Below are 15,412 nucleotides of genomic sequence, written 5' to 3'. Positions count from 1 at the left end.
TGAGCAGATAATGTGGAGAAGAGGCAGCCGATGGGGAGGGGGCCCGGCCCGGCAAGGCGCGGCGAATCGGGGCGGGTGGCGTCGATGCGGTTGCAACTCATGCCCGGATGCTGACCTGTCGCCGGGTGAGGTGCAAGCTTGCTGCGCTGGCGCATTGGGCGTATTAGGCCGCAAATCCCAGCCAGACCGGAGAGACGCCATGAGCCTGCCCGCCGACGACCGCCTGATCGTTGCCCTCGATGTCCCGAACGTCGTCACCGGGCTGGAGCTGACCAGCCGCATCGGCGACGCGGTGAGCTTCTACAAGATCGGTCTGGGGATGCTGACGGGTGGCGGGCTGGCCCTGGCCAACGAGCTGAAGCAGGAACATGGCAAGCGCATCTTCCTCGACATGAAGTTTTTCGACATTCCCGCGACGGTCGAAGCGGCTGTTCGGGGCATTGCCCAGTACAATCTCGACTTTCTGACCGTGCACGGCGATCCGCATGTCGTGCGCGCGGCCAAGGAAGGCGCGGCGGGGTCGAACCTGAAGATCCTCGCGGTGACGATCCTGACGGCGATGGACCGCGCGGATCTGGATGCCTCGATGATCGTGCCGGGCGAGATGGCGGACATCGTCACTGAGCGCGCCGAGCGGGCCTTCGAGGCGGGCGCGGACGGGGTGATCGCCTCGCCGCATGAAGCCGCGCGGATCCGGGCTTTGGGGAATTCTGCGGGCCGGCTGATCGTCACGCCGGGCGTGCGTCCGGCGGGTACGGCGGCCAATGACCAGAAGCGCATCGCCACGCCCGCGGACGCGGTGCGTAACGGCGCGGATCACATCGTCGTCGGGCGTCCGGTCTGGGCGGCGGCGGACCCGGTGGCGGCGGCGCGCGGGATCGTGGCGGAGCTGGCCGGGGCCTGAGGCGGCGAGGGGTTTCGCCCTCGACCGGCATGGCTTCGCCACGCAGGTCTTGGGCGACCAGCCGGGGGGCTCTGCCCCCCGGACCCCCCGGGATATTTCTGGAGCAAAGATGAAAGGGCGCCTTGGCTGGCGTCTCAGCCTTTGAACCAGTCCTTGAACTGGTCGCGCAGCAGGTTCTTCTGCACCTTGCCCATCGTGTTGCGGGGAAGTTCGGGCAGGACGACCAGCGCGCGCGGAACCTTGAAGCGGGCGAGGCGCTTGGTGAGGTCGGCGAGGATCGCCTCGGGGTCGGGCGTCGCGCCCGGGGTGGGCACGAGGACGCCCAGCACGCCCTCGCCGAGATCCGGATGCGGCACGCCGATCACCGCGCTTTCCAGGACGCCGGGGGCTTCGTCGAGTTCCAGCTCGATTTCCTTCGGGTAGATGTTGTAGCCGCCGGCGATGATCAGGTCCTTCTGACGGCCAACGATGGTGACATAGCCGTCTTCATCAACGCGCCCCAGGTCGCCGGTGATGAAGAAGCCGTCCTCGCGGAGTTCCTGCGCGGTCTTCTCGGGCATCTGCCAATAGCCTTGGAAGACGTTTTCGCCCTTCACCTCAATCAGCCCGATTTCGCCTTGGGGCAGGGGCGCGCCGCTGTCCGGGTCGGTGATCTTCAGCGTGACGCCCGGCAGCGGGAAGCCCACCGTGCCGGCGCGCCGCTCGCCCTCATAGGGGTTCGAGGTGTTCATGTTGGTCTCGGTCATGCCGTAGCGCTCGAGGATGCGGTGGCCGGTCCGTTCCTCAAAGGCGGTATGGGTCTCGGCCAGCAGCGGCGCCGAGCCCGAGATGAAGAGCCTAATATGGCCGACGAGGTCACGGGTGAAGCGGGTATCGTCGAGGAGCCTTGTGTAGAAGGTCGGCACGCCCATCAGGCTGGTGGCCTTGGGCAGCCAGCGGATCAGCGCGGGCACGTCGAGCTTCGGCAAAAGGATCATCGAGCCGCCGGCCAGAAGCAGCGTGTTCGTGGCGACGAAGAGGCCATGGGTGTGGAAGATCGGCAGCGCGTGGAGGAGGACATCCGCCTCGGTGAAGCGCCATTCGCGGACCAGCACCTCGGCGTTGGACAGAAGGTTGCGCTGGCTCAACATCGCGCCCTTGGAGCGCCCCGTGGTGCCCGAGGTGTAGAGCAGGGCGGCTAGGTCCCCGGGCGCGCGGTCGACGGCTTCTGCTTCCGGTGCGGCTTCGGTTGCCTGCGCGAAGCTCCCTGAGCCGTCGGCGTTCAGCGTCATCAACTCGGTGCCGCAGCGCTCGGTCACGGGGGCCAAAGCCTCGGCCTTGGCGCCATCGGCGAGCAGCAGCTTGGCGCCTGCGTCGCCGAGGAAATAGGCGACCTCGTCGGGCGTATAGGCGGTGTTCAAGGGCAGGAAGACCACGCCCGCCATGACCGCGCCGCCATAGAGCGCCAGCGCCGAGGCGCTCTTCTCGACCTGCACCGCCATGCGGTCGCCCGGCTCCAACCCCAGCACTTGCAGCGCGCCCGCGACCCGCGCGCACATGGCGTGGAAGTCGGCGCCGGCGATGGTGCTGGTGTCTGGCAGCGTCAGGAAGGGCGTCTCGCGCGTGGCGAGCGGGGCGAAGAGCGCGTCATAGAGCGGATTGGGCATGCAGGGATCCTCCTGCCAAAGGCGTAGCGCGCTCGGGATGGGCGGTCCAGCCCCACCCCCTGCCTTTCACTTTGCCCCAAATACTCACGGGGGATTTTCAAGGGGGAGCGTGCTCCCCCTTGAAGCGGGGGCGCGGGGGCGGCAGCCCCCGCTTGGCCCAACGGGAGACGAGGATCTTTGATCCGAAGACGACGGGCGGGAGCCCTATCTCGGCGCGGCGGCCCGGCGCAGGCGGTCTTTCACTGCGCGGCCGAGGCCTGTCTCGGGCACGGGGGCGAAGGCGATGCGGCCGCCGGGGCCTGCGAGGGCGTCCGCTTCGTGCAGGGCGTGGAACAGGCGGGCGGCAGCTTCGGTGGTGTCGCCGGCCTCGGACAGCGTCAGCGCTGCGCCGGGGCAGGGGCCGAAGCCGACCCAGACCTCGCCGGGCTCCGGCGCTGTCACGTCCAGCCGCACCCGGCCACGCGGGGCGTAGTGCGAGGCGAGTTGGCCGGGGGCCGTGATCTTGCTGCCGTCATGTGCCGCGACCGTCAGGCCCAAGGCTTCGACAGCCTCGACCGACAGCCCGCCCGCGCGCAACAGGACCGGCACCTCGCCCGTCGCATCGAGGATCGTCGATTCCAACCCCACCGCGCAGGCGCCGCCGTCGATCACCGCGTCGATCCGGCCCGAGAGCCCATCCAGCACATGCGCCGCAGTCACCGGGCTGATCCGGCCCGAGGGATTGGCCGAGGGCGCCGCCAAGGGTCCGCCGAACTCGGCCAGCAGCGCGCGGGCGACAGGATGGGCGGGGAGGCGCACGGCCACCGTCTCCAACCCTGCCGTGACCAAGGGCGATAAACCGCCCTTCAGCGGCAGGACCAATGTCATCGGGCCGGGCCAAAAGGCGTCGGCCAAGCGCCGGGCCAAGGGCGTCAGGACGGCGAAATCCTCGACCCGGGACCGGTCTGCGAAATGGGCGATCAGCGGGTTGAAGCGGGGTCGGCCCTTGGCCTCGAAGATCCCCGCCACGGCGCGGTCGTTCGTCGCGTCACCTGCCAGCCCGTAGACCGTCTCGGTCGGCATAGATACCAGCCCGCCCGCGCGCAGAAGGGCGCAGGCCTCGGTGAGGCCGGGGGCATCGGGGGCGAGGAGGCGGGTTTCGGGCATGATCCGGTGACGCTGCGTCTGTGTTTCTGCCGGGGGCGGGATCGCTATATTGGCGGCAATACAGGGGGGAGACCGGCTTGCCAAGCCGCGCCGCATGCCCCCCGGCTGCATTCGCCAGGAGGAAAAGATGCCCTATACCTCGCCCGTCGCCGATATCCGTTTCCTGCTCGACAACGTGCTGGGCTATGACCGGCTGGCCGAAACCGAGACCTTCGCCGAGGCCGGCGCCGACGTGACCGAGGCGATCCTCGGCGAGCTGGGCAAGCTCTGCGACGGCGTGCTGGCGCCGCTCAACCGCAACGGTGACTTGACGCCCGCGAAGCTGGAGAACGGCGTCGTGCGCACCTCGCCCGGCTTCAAGGACGGCTACAAGGCGATTGCCGAGGGCGGCTGGCTGGGCATCGCGGCAACGCCCGAACACGGCGGCATGGGCCTGCCGCAGACGCTGAACACCGCGATGAACGAGATGATGTCGGGCGCGAACCTCGCCCTGCAACTCTGCCCGCTGCTCAGCCAGGGCCAGATCGAGGCGCTGGAGCACCATGCCTCGGACGTACTGAAGGATCTCTACCTGCCTAAGCTCATTTCGGGCGAATGGACCGGCACGATGAACCTGACCGAACCGCAAGCCGGCTCGGATGTGGGGGCCCTGCGCACCAAGGCCGAGGATAACGGCGACGGCAGCTATTCCATCACCGGGCAGAAGATCTTCATCACCTGGGGCGATCATGATGTGGCCGAGAATGTCTGCCACCTCGTCCTCGCCCGCCTGCCGGATGCGGCGCCGGGCACCAAGGGCATCAGCCTGTTCATGGTGCCGAAATTGATCCCGGATGCCGACGGCAACCCCGGCGCACGCAACGAGCTGCGCGTCGTGTCGCTGGAGCACAAGCTCGGCATCCACGGCTCGCCCACCTGCGTCATGGCCTTCGAGGGCGCGACGGGCTGGATGGTCGGCAAGCCCAATGGCGGGATGGCCGCGATGTTCACCATGATGAACAACGCCCGTCTCGGCGTCGGCGCGCAGGGCATCGGCGTGGCCGAAGCCGCTTATCAGCACGCGCTGGCCTATGCGCAGGAGCGCAAGCAGGGCAAGACGCCGCTCGGTGAGGGCACGATCATCGACCATGCCGATGTGCGCCGGATGCTGGCGGTGATGAAGGCCGAGGTCTTCGCCGCCCGTGCCATCGCGCTGGATTGCGGTCTGGCCATCGACATGGGCAAGGCCACCGGCAAGGACAGCTGGAAGGCCCGCGCAGCCCTGCTGACCCCCATTGCCAAGGCGCATGGCACCGATATCGGCTGCGAGGTCAGTTCGATGGGCGTGCAGGTCCATGGCGGCATGGGCTTCATTGAGGAGACGGGCGCGGCCCAGTACTTCCGCGACGCCCGCATCACGCCGATCTACGAGGGCACCAACGGCATTCAGGCCATGGACCTCGTCGCGCGCAAGATGATGGACGGAGGCGAGGCCGCCTTCCGCCTGCTGCAAGAGGTTCAGGACAATGCCGAGGCCGCGCGCGGCTCGCTTCCGGCACTGGCCGAATCCGTCTGGGAGGCCTCGGAAACCCTGCGCGAGACGACCGAATGGCTGGTCGGCCAGGAGATGAACGACCGCTTCGCCGGTGCCGTCGCCTATCTGCGCGCCTTCGCCCGCGTCTTGGGCGCGCATTACCACCTGAAGGCGGCGATGGCCGATCCCGAGGGGGCGCGGGCCCGCCTTGCGCGTGTCTTCATGGAGCGTATTCTGCCCGAGCATTCCTCGCTGCTCGTGCAGGCCAAGGCCGGTGCGGCGCAGCTCTATGATCTCAGCGCCGAGGACCTCCTTTCCGCATGACCTCTTCCCAATCGCGCCCGGCCGATCCGGGCATCCGCTTCCCGCATGAAAACCCGCCCGAGATGGGCGCGGCCATCGAGGTCGCGCCGGGCGTCCTGTGGATGCGGCTGCCGCTGCCGATGGCGCTCGATCACGTCAATGTCTTCGCCCTCGACGACGGCGATAGCTGGACGCTGGTCGATACCGGCTTCTCGGATGCCAAGACCAAGGCGGCATGGACGGCCCTGATGGCGGGTCCGCTGGCCGGCAAGCCGGTGCGCCGGTTGATCGTCACGCATCATCACCCCGACCACGTCGGCCTTGCCGGCTGGTTCCAGTCGGTGCACGGCGTCGAGCTGGTGACCACCCGCACCTCTTGGCTGTTCGCGCGGATGCTGATGCTGGATGCGCATGACAAGCCGGTGCCCGAGACCGTCGCTTATTGGCGCGGCGCGGGGGTGGATGAGGCCGAGATCGAGCGCCGGCTGACCGAGCGGCCCTTCAACTTCGCCGATGTCGTCGACCCGATGCCGCTGGGCTATACCCGCGTGGCCGAGAACGACACGATCCGCATCGGCGGCCGGAACTGGGTCGTGCGCTGCGGCAATGGCCATGCGCCGGAACACGCGACGTTCTGGAGCCTCGACGATGATCTGGTGATCGGCGGCGACCAGCTGTTGCCGGGGATCAGCGCCAACCTCGGCGTCTACGCGACCGAGCCCGAGGCCGATCCGGTCGGCGAATGGATCGACAGCTGCAACCGGCTCGCCACCTTCGCCGAAGAGCGTCACTACGTTCTGCCCGGCCACAAGCTGCCGTTCACCGGCCTGCCCCTGCGTCTGCGCATGATGGTGGAGAACCATATCGGCGCGCTCGACCGCTTGGAGGCCTATCTGACCGAGCCCAAGACCGCCGCGCAGTGCTTCCTGCCGCTGTTCAAGCGCGAGATCACCGGCCCCTCGGCCGGGATGGCGCTGGTCGAGGCCGTGGCGCATCTCAACAACCTGCTCAAGCATGGCCGCGTCACGCGTCAGCGCGACGACCGTGGGGCATGGTTGTGGCAGGCGACGGCCTGACCCCCAGACTGACCCGGCGCGCCCTTGTTCTGGGCGCGCTGGCCCTCGGGGCCTGCGCCCGCGTGACCCATGGCGAACTGCCCGAACCCTTCGGTGCGCCGGTGACGACCCCGCCCGCCCTGCGCGTGGTGATTTTCGAGATCCAGCAACCCGATCTGCCTTTCCATACGGGCCTCGTGATCCGGACGGCGGGCGAGACGATGATCCTCGATCCGGCCGGGGAATGGGAGCCGGGGCATCTGCAATGCACCCGCGACGGGCAGGTTCTGCGCCGCATCACGCCCGAATTGGAGCAGGCCTATCTGACCCGCGACGGGATCGGCTATTTGCCCGACAGCTGGACTACCCATGTAGTCGACATCCCTGTCCCCGCCGCCACCGCCGCGCTGGCGGCCGAGAGGGCGCTGGCTGTCGGGCCGGTTCTGCCCCTGCAATGCGCGACGACGGTCAGCACGCTGTTGGCCTCGCTGCCGGAGTTTGACGAGATCGAACCGGGCTGGATCACGGCGGATCTGCTGCGCGCGCTCGTGTTGCGACCGGGCGTCAGTTACCTGCGGCTCGAGGCCGCATCGGCACAAGGCGGGTGACAGCCTTTCCGCCATCGGCTAAGGACTGGAAAAACGCGCATTACGGGAGACAGAGCCATGGCGCATGAGCACGGCAAAATGGACATCACCACGCAAGAGAAGACCTTCAACGGCTTCATCAAGTTCACGATCTGGGGCGCCGCGATCTCGATCGGCATCCTGATCTTCATGGCTCTGGCCAACGCCTGATCGCGCGGCGTCGGCCGGGCGACACCCGGCTGTCACGCACAGCCTGTAACCGGGCGCCTGAGACGCCCGGTTTTTCATGCGCCCGCCCTCACCGGCTGATCAAGCGGGCCGATCCGCAGGAGATCCCATGCCTCTGCTGACCCGCCTTCTGGCCGTCCTGTCGCTACTCGTGCTGGCCGCCTGTTCCACCAAGCCCGTCGTTTGGGCCCCGGAGGAAGCCGTGCAGGCCGCGCGCTATCAGGCCGGCGCGCCCTACGAGATCGTGCTGTTCAACGTCATCACCAATGACAACCGCGCTCGCGGCGAGCATTCGGCGCTGATGATCAATGCCCCCAGCCAGCGCGTGCTGTTCGACCCGGCCGGCACCTGGACCCATCCGGCCGCGCCCGAGCGTCACGATGTCCATTATGGCTTCGACGAGGCGCAGCTCTATCGTTACACCTATTACCACGCGCGCCGCACCCACCATGTGCTGACCCAGACCCTGCAGGTCTCGCCCGAGACGGCGGAATACATCCTGCGGCTGGCGGAACAGCAGGGGCCGGTGCCGGATGGTTTCTGCGCCAAGTCGATCATCGCGATCCTGCATCAGGTGCCCGGGTTCGAATGGATCGAGGACGGGTTCTACCCCAACGCCCTGTCCGAGCAATTCGCCACCATCCCCGGCGTGCGCGAGGAGCGGATCTATTCCGACGCCGAGCCCACGGAACGCCAGCAATACACGCAATGAAAAACGGGGCCGCGAGGCCCCGTTCTTCGTTTCACGCTCAGGCCGATCAGTGCCCGGTGATCAGCACCATGGCCACCAGCGCTGCGGCGCCGGCGCCCATCGCCCAGATCGCCTTCTTCGACCACAGCCCGACGGCCAGCGTCACCAGAACGGCGACCAGCGTTGGCAGATCGGGCAGGGCCTCGCCCTCGTTCGGCAGCAACACGGCCGGGGCCATGAGGCCGGGGATGACCGCGACGGGGGTATAGCGCAGCAGGCGCAGCACCCATTCCGGCATCGGCTTGCGCCCGATCAGCCCGAGGAACGAGAAGCGCAACACGAAAGTGCCGATGCCGAGGCCGATGATGATCAGCCAGATGGTGGAATTCGACATCGTCATGGCTTCACCCAACGGTTGGTGCGGACCAGCCAGACCTCGACCGCGGCGCCGACGGCCATGGCGGCAAGGGCGGCGATCAGCAGGCCGAGGTTATAGGGCAGGAATGCCAGCACCAGCGCGCCCACGACCGAGGTCAGCGCGGCGGCCACATGCGCCAGCGTCCGCAGCATCGGGCCGATGAGGGCGATGAAGGCGATGGGCACGGCCGCGCCCAGCGGGATCCACTCGGGGATCTGGTTGCCCAGCACGGCGCCGGCCAGCGTGCCCAGATACCAGACCGGGCAGATCAGCGCGATGACCCCGAAGTAGTAAGCCACTTTCACCGGCACCGGCCAATCCGGCCTTTCCTCGTAGCGCAGGATCGAGGTCGCATAGGCCTGATCCACCATGAGATAGGCCACCAAGGCGCGCTGCCAGACCGGGGCCGCGCCAAGATGCGGCGTCAGCGAGGCCGAATACATTGCCATACGCAGGTTCACTGCCAGCGCGGTGATCAGGATAATTGCCGTGGGCGCGTTCTCGGTCATCAGCTGGATCGCGGTCAGCTGCGCCGCGCCGGCGATGACGGCGATGGAAAACGCCATGGTCTGCAGGACGTCGAGCCCCGCCTCCGTGGCCACCACGCCGAACACGAGACCGAAGGGCCCCACGATCAGGATGAAGGGCCCGCCGTCGCGGACGCCCTGCCAGAAAGACTGGCGGGGCGTGGGATGGTCCGTCATTGTCGTCTCAATCTATCCGAAGATGCCGGTCACCCGGCCTAGAAGCATGAAGGCCCGCGCGGTGCGGGTCTCGGCGAATTGCGCGATCTCGCCGTCCGAGGCCTGAGCCTCGAACACGGCGAAGCGGCGGTCGAAAGTACGCAGGAAATGGTGCGCTGCTTCGCGAAAACCAGTGTCTGCGCGCATCCGGGCATAGGTCAGCGCCAGAGACGAGCGATCCCGGACCCCGCCCAGAGCCGCGACCTCGGGGCCGCGGGCGCCAAGGGCGAAGGCGCGCCAGACCTCGGGGCGGGCGCGGTCGGGGCGCAGGTCATCCATGTAGATGCCTTCTTGCGACAGCGTGGTCAGCACCGATTGCGCGGCCCGCACGAGGATCGCGGTGCCGTGGTCGTCCAGCGCCCGGCGCAGGGCCGCGAAGCCCTCGGTATCATGCTCGGTCTCGGGGAAGTTCAGCGCACGGATGAAATCGGCGGGGCGCAACGGGTCCGGCGCAGGCTCAGGATTGTCGAGCGCCAGCGCGGGCTGCGTGCCGTCCGGCAGGTCCTCATCCGCCTCGTCGGTCGAGGGGGCAGGGCGCGGAATGCGGCGGGTCGAGAACATCGCCGCCCGTTCCTCGGCGGCCTTCTGAGCGGCGGCGATCTCGTCGAGCTTTTCCTCGACCGTGGGCTTGAGGCCCAGACCGGCGGCCTGCTGTTCGCGGATCCAGCCTCGGCGCATGCCTTCGACGGTGGCTTCCAGACGCAGGCTCTCGTCGCGCATCTGCCGCGCCGCTCGCAGCACCAGAACGGCCAGCCAGATCAGTGCGACGGGCAGGAAAACGGCCAGCGCCACGACCACCAGCCCCAGCGTGTCGGACAGGGCCATGCCCTGATTGCCCAGCACGAGGAAGGCGGCGATCAGCAGGCCCAACCACGCCAGCGACAACAGGAAGGCGAGGAGTTCGGCCGCGACGCGCCGGCCTTCGCGGCCCCCGGCTTTCGCGGGGCCATCCGACGCCACGACATCGCCCGAGGCGGCCGCGGGCTGCGGCCGGTCTTCGGGCTGTCTGTCATGCTCGGGGACCTGCGACATGGCCGCAGGTCAGCGATAGACGATCGAGAGGACCTCGTAGCTGCGCTCGCCACCCGGGGTGCGGACCTCGACCGAATCGCCTTCGTCCTTGCCGATCAGCGCGCGCGCCAGCGGCGACTTGATGTTCAGCAGGTTGTTCTCGATATCCGCCTCGGCCTCGCCGACGATTTGGTAGGTCTTTTCCTCGTCGGTGTCCTCGTCGACGATGGTGACTGTGGCGCCGAACTTGATCGAGCCCGACAGCTTGGTCGGGTCGATGACTTCGGCGCGGCCGATCAGGCCTTCGACTTCCTTGATGCGACCCTCGATGAAGCTCTGCTTCTCGCGGGCGGCGTGGTATTCCGCATTCTCCGACAGGTCGCCATGCTCACGCGCCTCGGCAATCGCCCGGATCACGGCCGGACGTTCGACGGATTTCAGGGTGCGCAGCTCCGCATCGAGGGCATCGAAGCCACGGCGGGTCATGGGGATCTTTTCCATAGTCTCTCACACGCAAATGAAAACGCCCTCGGCCATGGGCCGGGGCTGCTCGCTTCGTTCCTCTCTACCTGACAGCAGGCCGCGCCGAATTGCAAGCCCCGCGCAATCTGGTCGGCGGGCAGCGCCGCCTGCGGAAAACCTGCGCTCGGAGGACGGATTTCCACCGAAATACGCCGCGATCCTCTGGGCGCGCGCTGCAAAGCATGATCTGTTGCGTTGCAGCATCCTGACGCCCCGTTTCCATTGACCGAAGCAAGGCCGAACGGTATCCACCACGAAACAAAATTGCGCCAAATGGCAGCCCAGAAGACCTAAGGAGCCACCATGTCCGTTATCGAACGCGAATCGATGGAGTATGACGTCGTCATCGTCGGCGCCGGTCCCGCCGGCCTGTCGGCGGCGATCCGTCTCAAGCAGCTCGATCCGGATCTCAGCGTCGTGGTGCTGGAGAAGGGCTCGGAAGTGGGCGCGCATATCCTGTCGGGCGCTGTGCTGGACCCCTCGGGCCTGAACCGCCTGATCCCCGACTGGAAGGAAAAGGGCGCGCCGCTGAACGTGCCCGTGAAGCATGACAACTTCCTCATGCTGGGCGAGGCGGGTTCGCTGCGCATCCCGAACTTCCCGATGCCGCCGCTGATGAACAACCACGGCAATTACATCGTTTCGATGGGCAATGTCTGCCGCTGGATGGCCGAACAGGCCGAGGAACTGGGCGTCGAGATCTTCCCGGGCATGGCCGCGTCGGAACTGATCTACGAGGGCACCCGCGTGAAGGGCGTCGTCGCCGGCGTCTTCGGGCTGGAGCCCGATGGCTCGATCGGTGAGAACACCGAAGTCGGCATGGAGCTGCACGGCAAATACGTCTTCATCGCCGAGGGCGTGCGCGGGTCGCTGGCCAAGGAACTGATCGCGAAATACGAGCTGTCGAAGGGCCATTGCCCGCAGAAATTCGGCCTCGGCATGAAAGAGATCTGGGAGATCGACCCCGAGAAGCACCGCGAGGGCACCGTCACCCACACGATGGGCTGGCCGCTCGGTGGCAATGCGGGCGGCGGCTCGTTCATCTACCATTTCGAGAACAACCAGATCCTGATCGGCTTCGTGGTTCACCTGAACTACAAGAACCCGAACCTGTACCCGTACATGGAATTCCAGCGCTTCAAGCACCATCCGGTCGTGGCCGAGCTGCTGAAAGGCGGCAAGCGCGTGGCCTATGGCGCTCGCGCGATCTCGGAAGGCGGCTACCAGTCGATCCCGAAGATGACCGTGCCGGGCGCGGTGCTGTTGGGCTGCTCGGCCGGCCTCGTGAACGTGCCGCGCATCAAGGGCAACCACAACGCCATGCATTCGGGCATCGAAGCCGCCGAGGCCGCCTATGAGGCGATCAAGGCCGGCCGCGAGGGCGACGAGCTGCCGATCTACGAAGAAAACGTCCGTGGCGGCGTGATCGGCAAGGACCTGAAGAAGGTCCGCAACGTGAAGCCGATGTGGTCCAAATGGGGCCTGTTCCCCTCGCTGGCGCTGGGCGGTCTGGACATGTGGACCAACACGCTGGGCTTCTCGCTGTTCGGCACCCTGCGCCACCGCATCAACGATGCGAAGGCGACGGGCGAGGCCAAGGATTACAAGGTCATCGACTATCCGAAGCCCGATGGCGTCCTGTCCTTCGACCGGCTGACCAACGTGTCCTACTCGGCTACGAACCACGAGGAAAGCCAGCCCTGCCACCTGAAGCTCAAGGACCCTTCGATCCCGATTCAGGTCAACCTGCCGAAGTTCAACGAGCCGGCGCAGCGCTATTGCCCGGCGGGCGTCTACGAAGTGGTCGAGAAAGAGGGCAAGCCCGAGTTCGTGATCAACTTCCAGAACTGCGTCCACTGCAAGACCTGCGACATCAAGGATCCCAGCCAGAACATCAACTGGACCACGCCGCAGGGTGGGGACGGCCCCAACTACCCGAACATGTGACCCGGATCGCGCGGGCGTGAACATTCATGCCCGCGCCTGCCGGCCCCTTGCATTGCCCTCGGGGAATCGGGCCGCTACATCTTGGGGGCATGCATCGCCAAACGCGCGGGAGAACGCCTTGCCCCTGTTCCAGACCCTCCGCCCGGCCGCTCTGGCTGTCGCCCTGACCTCGGTTCTGGCGCTGACGCCGCAAAGCGGACAGGCCCAAGGGGAGGCCGGCGCCTTCCTCGCCGCCCGTCAGGCCAGCCTGATGAGCGACTATGCCGCCTCGATCCCGTATCTGGCACGCCTCTATACCATCGACCCGCAGAACCCCGGCACGCTGGAGGCGCTGGTCGTAGCCGCCTTCTCGGTCGGGCAGAGCGACTTGGCGCGCGACCGGGCCGAGGATCTCTACGCGCTCGATCCGCTGAACCGGGCGGCGGCGATGGTGCTGCTGTCGCAAGCCTTTCTCGAGGGCGATTATGCCCGCGCGCAACAGATCGCCAGCTCCGACGCGCCGATCCATCCGCTGATTGCCGGGCTGGCGCAGGCCTGGGCCCATCTGGGCGAGGGCCGCATGTCCGAGGCGCTGGACGTGCTGGACCGGGTTGCCGCCCTCGACGGGATGGCGCCCTTTGCCAATTACTGCCGGGCCATGGCGTTGGCGCTGGTCGGCGACATCGAAGGCGCCGTCGCGGTGCTGGAAGACCCCGAGGCCAGCGTGGCCGCCGGTCTGAACCGCCGCGGCTTTGTCGCCTATGCCCAGCTGTTGGGGCAGGCGGACCGTTTCGATGACGCGCTGGCGCTGATCGACACCGTGTTCCTCGGCAATGCCGACCCCAAGGTCGAACGCATGCGCGCCGCTTTCGAGGCGGGTGAGGCCCTGCCGTTCGATGTCGTCTCGTCCCCCGCCGAGGGCATGGCCGAGGTCTTCTCGGTGATGGCGGGTGCGATGAACAGCTCGCAGAACCCGGTCGAGGCGCTGATCTACGCGCAGGCGGCAGTGCTGGTGAACCCGCGCCTGACGGACAGCCAGTTGCTGATCGGTCAGGTCTTCGAACAGCTTGAGCAACCGCAGATGGCGGCCGAAGCCTATGCGGCCATCCCCGCCGATGACGTGTTCGGCAACGCCGCCCGGATGGGGCGCGCGCAGGTGCTGGAAAGCCTCGGTCGCATGGACGAGGCGCTTGCCGATCTGACGCAGATGGCCGCCGATCATCCCGAAAGCTATGCCGCGCATTCGGTTCTGGGCGACTTCCTGCGTCGCGACGGGCAGGCCGAGGCCGCGGCACAGGCCTATACCGAAGCCATGGCGATCCTCACGGCGCAGGGTCTTCAGCCGGATTGGCAGCTGTGGTTCTCGCGCGCGGTGGCGCATGAGCGGGCCGGCAATTGGGACGGGGCCGAGGCCGATTTCCGGGCCGCTTTGGCCATCGTGCCCGATCAGCCGACCGTGCTGAACTACCTTGGCTATTCGCTGATCGAGCGGGGCGAGAAGCTGGATGAGGCGATGGAAATGATCGAGCGCGCCGTCGCGGGCGATCCCGACAGCGGCTATATCCTCGACAGCCTCGCCTGGGCCTTGTACCGCCTCGGCCGTTATGACGAAGCCGTGCCGCATATGGAGCGCGCGGTCGAGATGGCCGCCGTGGACCCGATCCTGAACGACCACCTCGGGGACGTCTATTGGGCCGTGGGTCGTCTGCGCGAGGCGCGTTTCCAATGGCGCCGGGCCTTGTCCTTCGCGCCCGCCGATGACCTCGACGAGGAGCGTCTGCGGCGCAAGCTGGAGGTCGGGCTGGACGTCGTCCGCTCGGAAGCCGGGGAGCCGCCGCTGCACCCCGATGCGGAGAGCCCGACGCAGTGACCACCGGCCTTGTCGGCCGGTTGGCACCGGCCAAGATCAACCTCACCCTGCATGTCACGGGGCGCCGCGCCGACGGCTATCACTTGCTCGATTCGCTGGTGGTCTTTGCCGAGGCCGGTGATCGGCTGACGCTGACGCCGGGCACCGGATTGTCGCTGGAGCTGACCGGCCCGCGCGCCCCCGCGCTGGCGGTGGAGCCCGACAACCTCGTGCTGCGCGCCGCGCGGCTGATGGGGGCTGACGGCGCTGCGTTCACATTGGAGAAAAACTTGCCGGTGGCCTCAGGCATGGGCGGCGGCTCGTCCGATGCCGCGACCGCGATCCGCCTGCTGGCCGAGGCTCAGGGCCAGTCCTTGCCGGGGATCGAGGCGCTGATGCGGCTGGGTGCGGACCTGCCGGTCTGCATGGCGGCCCCGTCGCCGTCGCGCATGCGGGGGCTGGGTGAGCGGATCGAGGCCGTCTCGGGCGTGCCGGCCCTGTGGCTGCTGCTGGTTAATCCGGGGCAGGGGCTGTCCACGCCCGCCGTGTTCAAGGCGCTGCAAACGCCCGATAATCCGCCGATGCCCGAGGTCTTGCCGCGCTGGCCCGACGCCGCCGCGCTGTGCGACTGGCTGGAGGGGATGCGCAACGACCTGCAACCGCCGGCCATGGCGCAGATGCCTCAGATCCGCGCGTTGCTTGATGAGATTGCCGCGCAGGAGGGGTGCCTGCTCTCCCGGATGACCGGTTCGGGCGCCACCTGCTTCGGGGTGTTCGACAGTGCCGAGGCGCTGCAACGCGCCGCCCTGTCGCTGGAGGCACCGGGCCGCATCGTGCTGCCGACCCGGAGCTTTCCGTCGGAAGACTGAC

General features: G+C 67.6%; 15 protein-coding genes. 9 read left to right on the top strand and 6 right to left on the bottom strand.

All coding sequences use genetic code 11. The annotated features are described in order from the left end of the window. Positions 1-199: 199 nt before the first annotated feature. A complete protein-coding gene (pyrF, locus tag BCY78_RS21235; RefSeq protein ID WP_068305809.1) occupies positions 200-904 on the top strand; it encodes an orotidine-5'-phosphate decarboxylase in 705 nt (234 codons plus the stop codon). Between the two features lie 134 nt (positions 905-1,038). Here the strand turns inward: pyrF and BCY78_RS21230 are convergent, their stop codons facing one another. Both BCY78_RS21230 and BCY78_RS21225 read right to left on the bottom strand, forming a co-directional pair. After that, a complete protein-coding gene (locus BCY78_RS21230; RefSeq protein ID WP_068305807.1) occupies positions 1,039-2,550 on the bottom strand; it encodes a malonyl-CoA synthase in 1,512 nt (503 codons plus the stop codon). Between the two features lie 204 nt (positions 2,551-2,754). Continuing rightward, the gene (locus BCY78_RS21225; RefSeq protein WP_068305805.1) at positions 2,755-3,696 is read right to left on the bottom strand and encodes an L-threonylcarbamoyladenylate synthase; all 942 of its coding nucleotides are present in this window, start codon (positions 3,694-3,696) and stop codon (positions 2,755-2,757) included. A 127-nt stretch (positions 3,697-3,823) separates the two neighbouring features. Between BCY78_RS21225 and BCY78_RS21220 the strand changes: the two genes are divergently transcribed. The 5 genes from BCY78_RS21220 to BCY78_RS21205 all read left to right on the top strand — a co-directional run bounded on the left by BCY78_RS21220 (position 3,824) and on the right by BCY78_RS21205 (position 8,094). Beyond that, positions 3,824-5,533, top strand: coding sequence for an acyl-CoA dehydrogenase (locus BCY78_RS21220; protein ID WP_068305804.1), 1,710 nt, complete (start codon positions 3,824-3,826; stop codon positions 5,531-5,533). Continuing rightward, complete coding sequence (locus tag BCY78_RS21215; RefSeq protein WP_068305802.1) at positions 5,530-6,588, top strand: MBL fold metallo-hydrolase; 1,059 nt, start codon at positions 5,530-5,532, stop codon at positions 6,586-6,588. Before BCY78_RS21220 ends, BCY78_RS21215 begins: the two co-directional genes overlap by 4 nt. Then, positions 6,564-7,175 (top strand): hypothetical protein, encoded by a 612-nt coding sequence (locus BCY78_RS21210; protein WP_068305800.1) that lies wholly within the window; start codon positions 6,564-6,566, stop codon positions 7,173-7,175. The genes BCY78_RS21215 and BCY78_RS21210 overlap by 25 nt, the downstream gene beginning before the upstream one ends. Before the next feature lie 57 nt (positions 7,176-7,232). Beyond that, complete coding sequence (locus BCY78_RS24860) at positions 7,233-7,364, top strand: aa3-type cytochrome c oxidase subunit IV (RefSeq protein WP_083195212.1); 132 nt, start codon at positions 7,233-7,235, stop codon at positions 7,362-7,364. 127 nt (positions 7,365-7,491) lie between these two features. Continuing rightward, on the top strand, positions 7,492-8,094 hold the full coding sequence (locus BCY78_RS21205; RefSeq protein ID WP_068305799.1) for a hypothetical protein: 603 nt from the start codon (positions 7,492-7,494) through the stop codon (positions 8,092-8,094). A gap of 46 nt (positions 8,095-8,140) precedes the next feature. Here the strand turns inward: BCY78_RS21205 and BCY78_RS21200 are convergent, their stop codons facing one another. The 4 genes from BCY78_RS21200 to greA are packed head-to-tail and all read right to left on the bottom strand — an operon-like array spanning position 8,141 to position 10,746. Continuing rightward, positions 8,141-8,467: an AzlD domain-containing protein gene (locus BCY78_RS21200; protein ID WP_199523186.1), complete on the bottom strand. Its 327-nt coding sequence runs from the start codon at positions 8,465-8,467 to the stop codon at positions 8,141-8,143. Between the two features lie 2 nt (positions 8,468-8,469). After that, on the bottom strand, positions 8,470-9,195 hold the full coding sequence (locus BCY78_RS21195; RefSeq protein ID WP_068305795.1) for an AzlC family ABC transporter permease: 726 nt from the start codon (positions 9,193-9,195) through the stop codon (positions 8,470-8,472). 12 nt (positions 9,196-9,207) lie between these two features. After that, the gene (locus BCY78_RS21190; protein ID WP_233499461.1) at positions 9,208-10,266 is read right to left on the bottom strand and encodes a hypothetical protein; all 1,059 of its coding nucleotides are present in this window, start codon (positions 10,264-10,266) and stop codon (positions 9,208-9,210) included. Between the two features lie 9 nt (positions 10,267-10,275). Next, positions 10,276-10,746: a transcription elongation factor GreA gene (gene greA, locus BCY78_RS21185; protein ID WP_068305793.1), complete on the bottom strand. Its 471-nt coding sequence runs from the start codon at positions 10,744-10,746 to the stop codon at positions 10,276-10,278. A 324-nt stretch (positions 10,747-11,070) separates the two neighbouring features. Here greA and BCY78_RS21180 point away from each other — a divergent pair, with 324 nt between their 5' ends. The 3 genes from BCY78_RS21180 (at position 11,071) to BCY78_RS21170 (ending at position 15,411) form a co-directional block, all read left to right on the top strand. Beyond that, the gene (locus tag BCY78_RS21180; RefSeq protein WP_068305791.1) at positions 11,071-12,714 is read left to right on the top strand and encodes an electron transfer flavoprotein-ubiquinone oxidoreductase; all 1,644 of its coding nucleotides are present in this window, start codon (positions 11,071-11,073) and stop codon (positions 12,712-12,714) included. Positions 12,715-12,832: 118 nt separating this feature from the next. Continuing rightward, positions 12,833-14,563: a tetratricopeptide repeat protein gene (locus BCY78_RS21175; RefSeq protein ID WP_083195211.1), complete on the top strand. Its 1,731-nt coding sequence runs from the start codon at positions 12,833-12,835 to the stop codon at positions 14,561-14,563. Then, the gene (locus BCY78_RS21170) at positions 14,560-15,411 is read left to right on the top strand and encodes a 4-(cytidine 5'-diphospho)-2-C-methyl-D-erythritol kinase (RefSeq protein WP_233499460.1); all 852 of its coding nucleotides are present in this window, start codon (positions 14,560-14,562) and stop codon (positions 15,409-15,411) included. Before BCY78_RS21175 ends, BCY78_RS21170 begins: the two co-directional genes overlap by 4 nt. Position 15,412 lies beyond the last annotated feature (1 nt).

The sequence above is a fragment of the Pararhodobacter sp. CCB-MM2 genome (assembly GCF_001691415.1).
In the GTDB taxonomy this organism is placed as follows: Bacteria; Pseudomonadota; Alphaproteobacteria; order Rhodobacterales; family Rhodobacteraceae; genus Pararhodobacter.
Note: the sequence above shows the minus strand (reverse complement) of the source record. Positions and strands in the feature narration are given on the sequence as shown.

Coding starts and splice junctions, on each gene's coding strand:
- BCY78_RS21225 (WP_068305805.1), bottom strand. CDS start 3,696: ATGCCCGAAACCCGCCTCCTCGCCCCCGATGCCCCCGGCCTCACCGAG.
- BCY78_RS21195 (WP_068305795.1), bottom strand. CDS start 9,195: ATGACGGACCATCCCACGCCCCGCCAGTCTTTCTGGCAGGGCGTCCGC.
- BCY78_RS21180 (WP_068305791.1), top strand. CDS start 11,071: ATGTCCGTTATCGAACGCGAATCGATGGAGTATGACGTCGTCATCGTC.
- BCY78_RS21230 (WP_068305807.1), bottom strand. CDS start 2,550: ATGCCCAATCCGCTCTATGACGCGCTCTTCGCCCCGCTCGCCACGCGC.
- BCY78_RS21190 (WP_233499461.1), bottom strand. CDS start 10,266: ATGTCGCAGGTCCCCGAGCATGACAGACAGCCCGAAGACCGGCCGCAG.
- BCY78_RS21215 (WP_068305802.1), top strand. CDS start 5,530: ATGACCTCTTCCCAATCGCGCCCGGCCGATCCGGGCATCCGCTTCCCG.
- BCY78_RS21205 (WP_068305799.1), top strand. CDS start 7,492: ATGCCTCTGCTGACCCGCCTTCTGGCCGTCCTGTCGCTACTCGTGCTG.
- BCY78_RS24860 (WP_083195212.1), top strand. CDS start 7,233: ATGGCGCATGAGCACGGCAAAATGGACATCACCACGCAAGAGAAGACC.
- BCY78_RS21200 (WP_199523186.1), bottom strand. CDS start 8,467: ATGTCGAATTCCACCATCTGGCTGATCATCATCGGCCTCGGCATCGGC.
- greA (WP_068305793.1), bottom strand. CDS start 10,746: ATGGAAAAGATCCCCATGACCCGCCGTGGCTTCGATGCCCTCGATGCG.
- BCY78_RS21210 (WP_068305800.1), top strand. CDS start 6,564: ATGGTTGTGGCAGGCGACGGCCTGACCCCCAGACTGACCCGGCGCGCC.
- BCY78_RS21220 (WP_068305804.1), top strand. CDS start 3,824: ATGCCCTATACCTCGCCCGTCGCCGATATCCGTTTCCTGCTCGACAAC.
- pyrF (WP_068305809.1), top strand. CDS start 200: ATGAGCCTGCCCGCCGACGACCGCCTGATCGTTGCCCTCGATGTCCCG.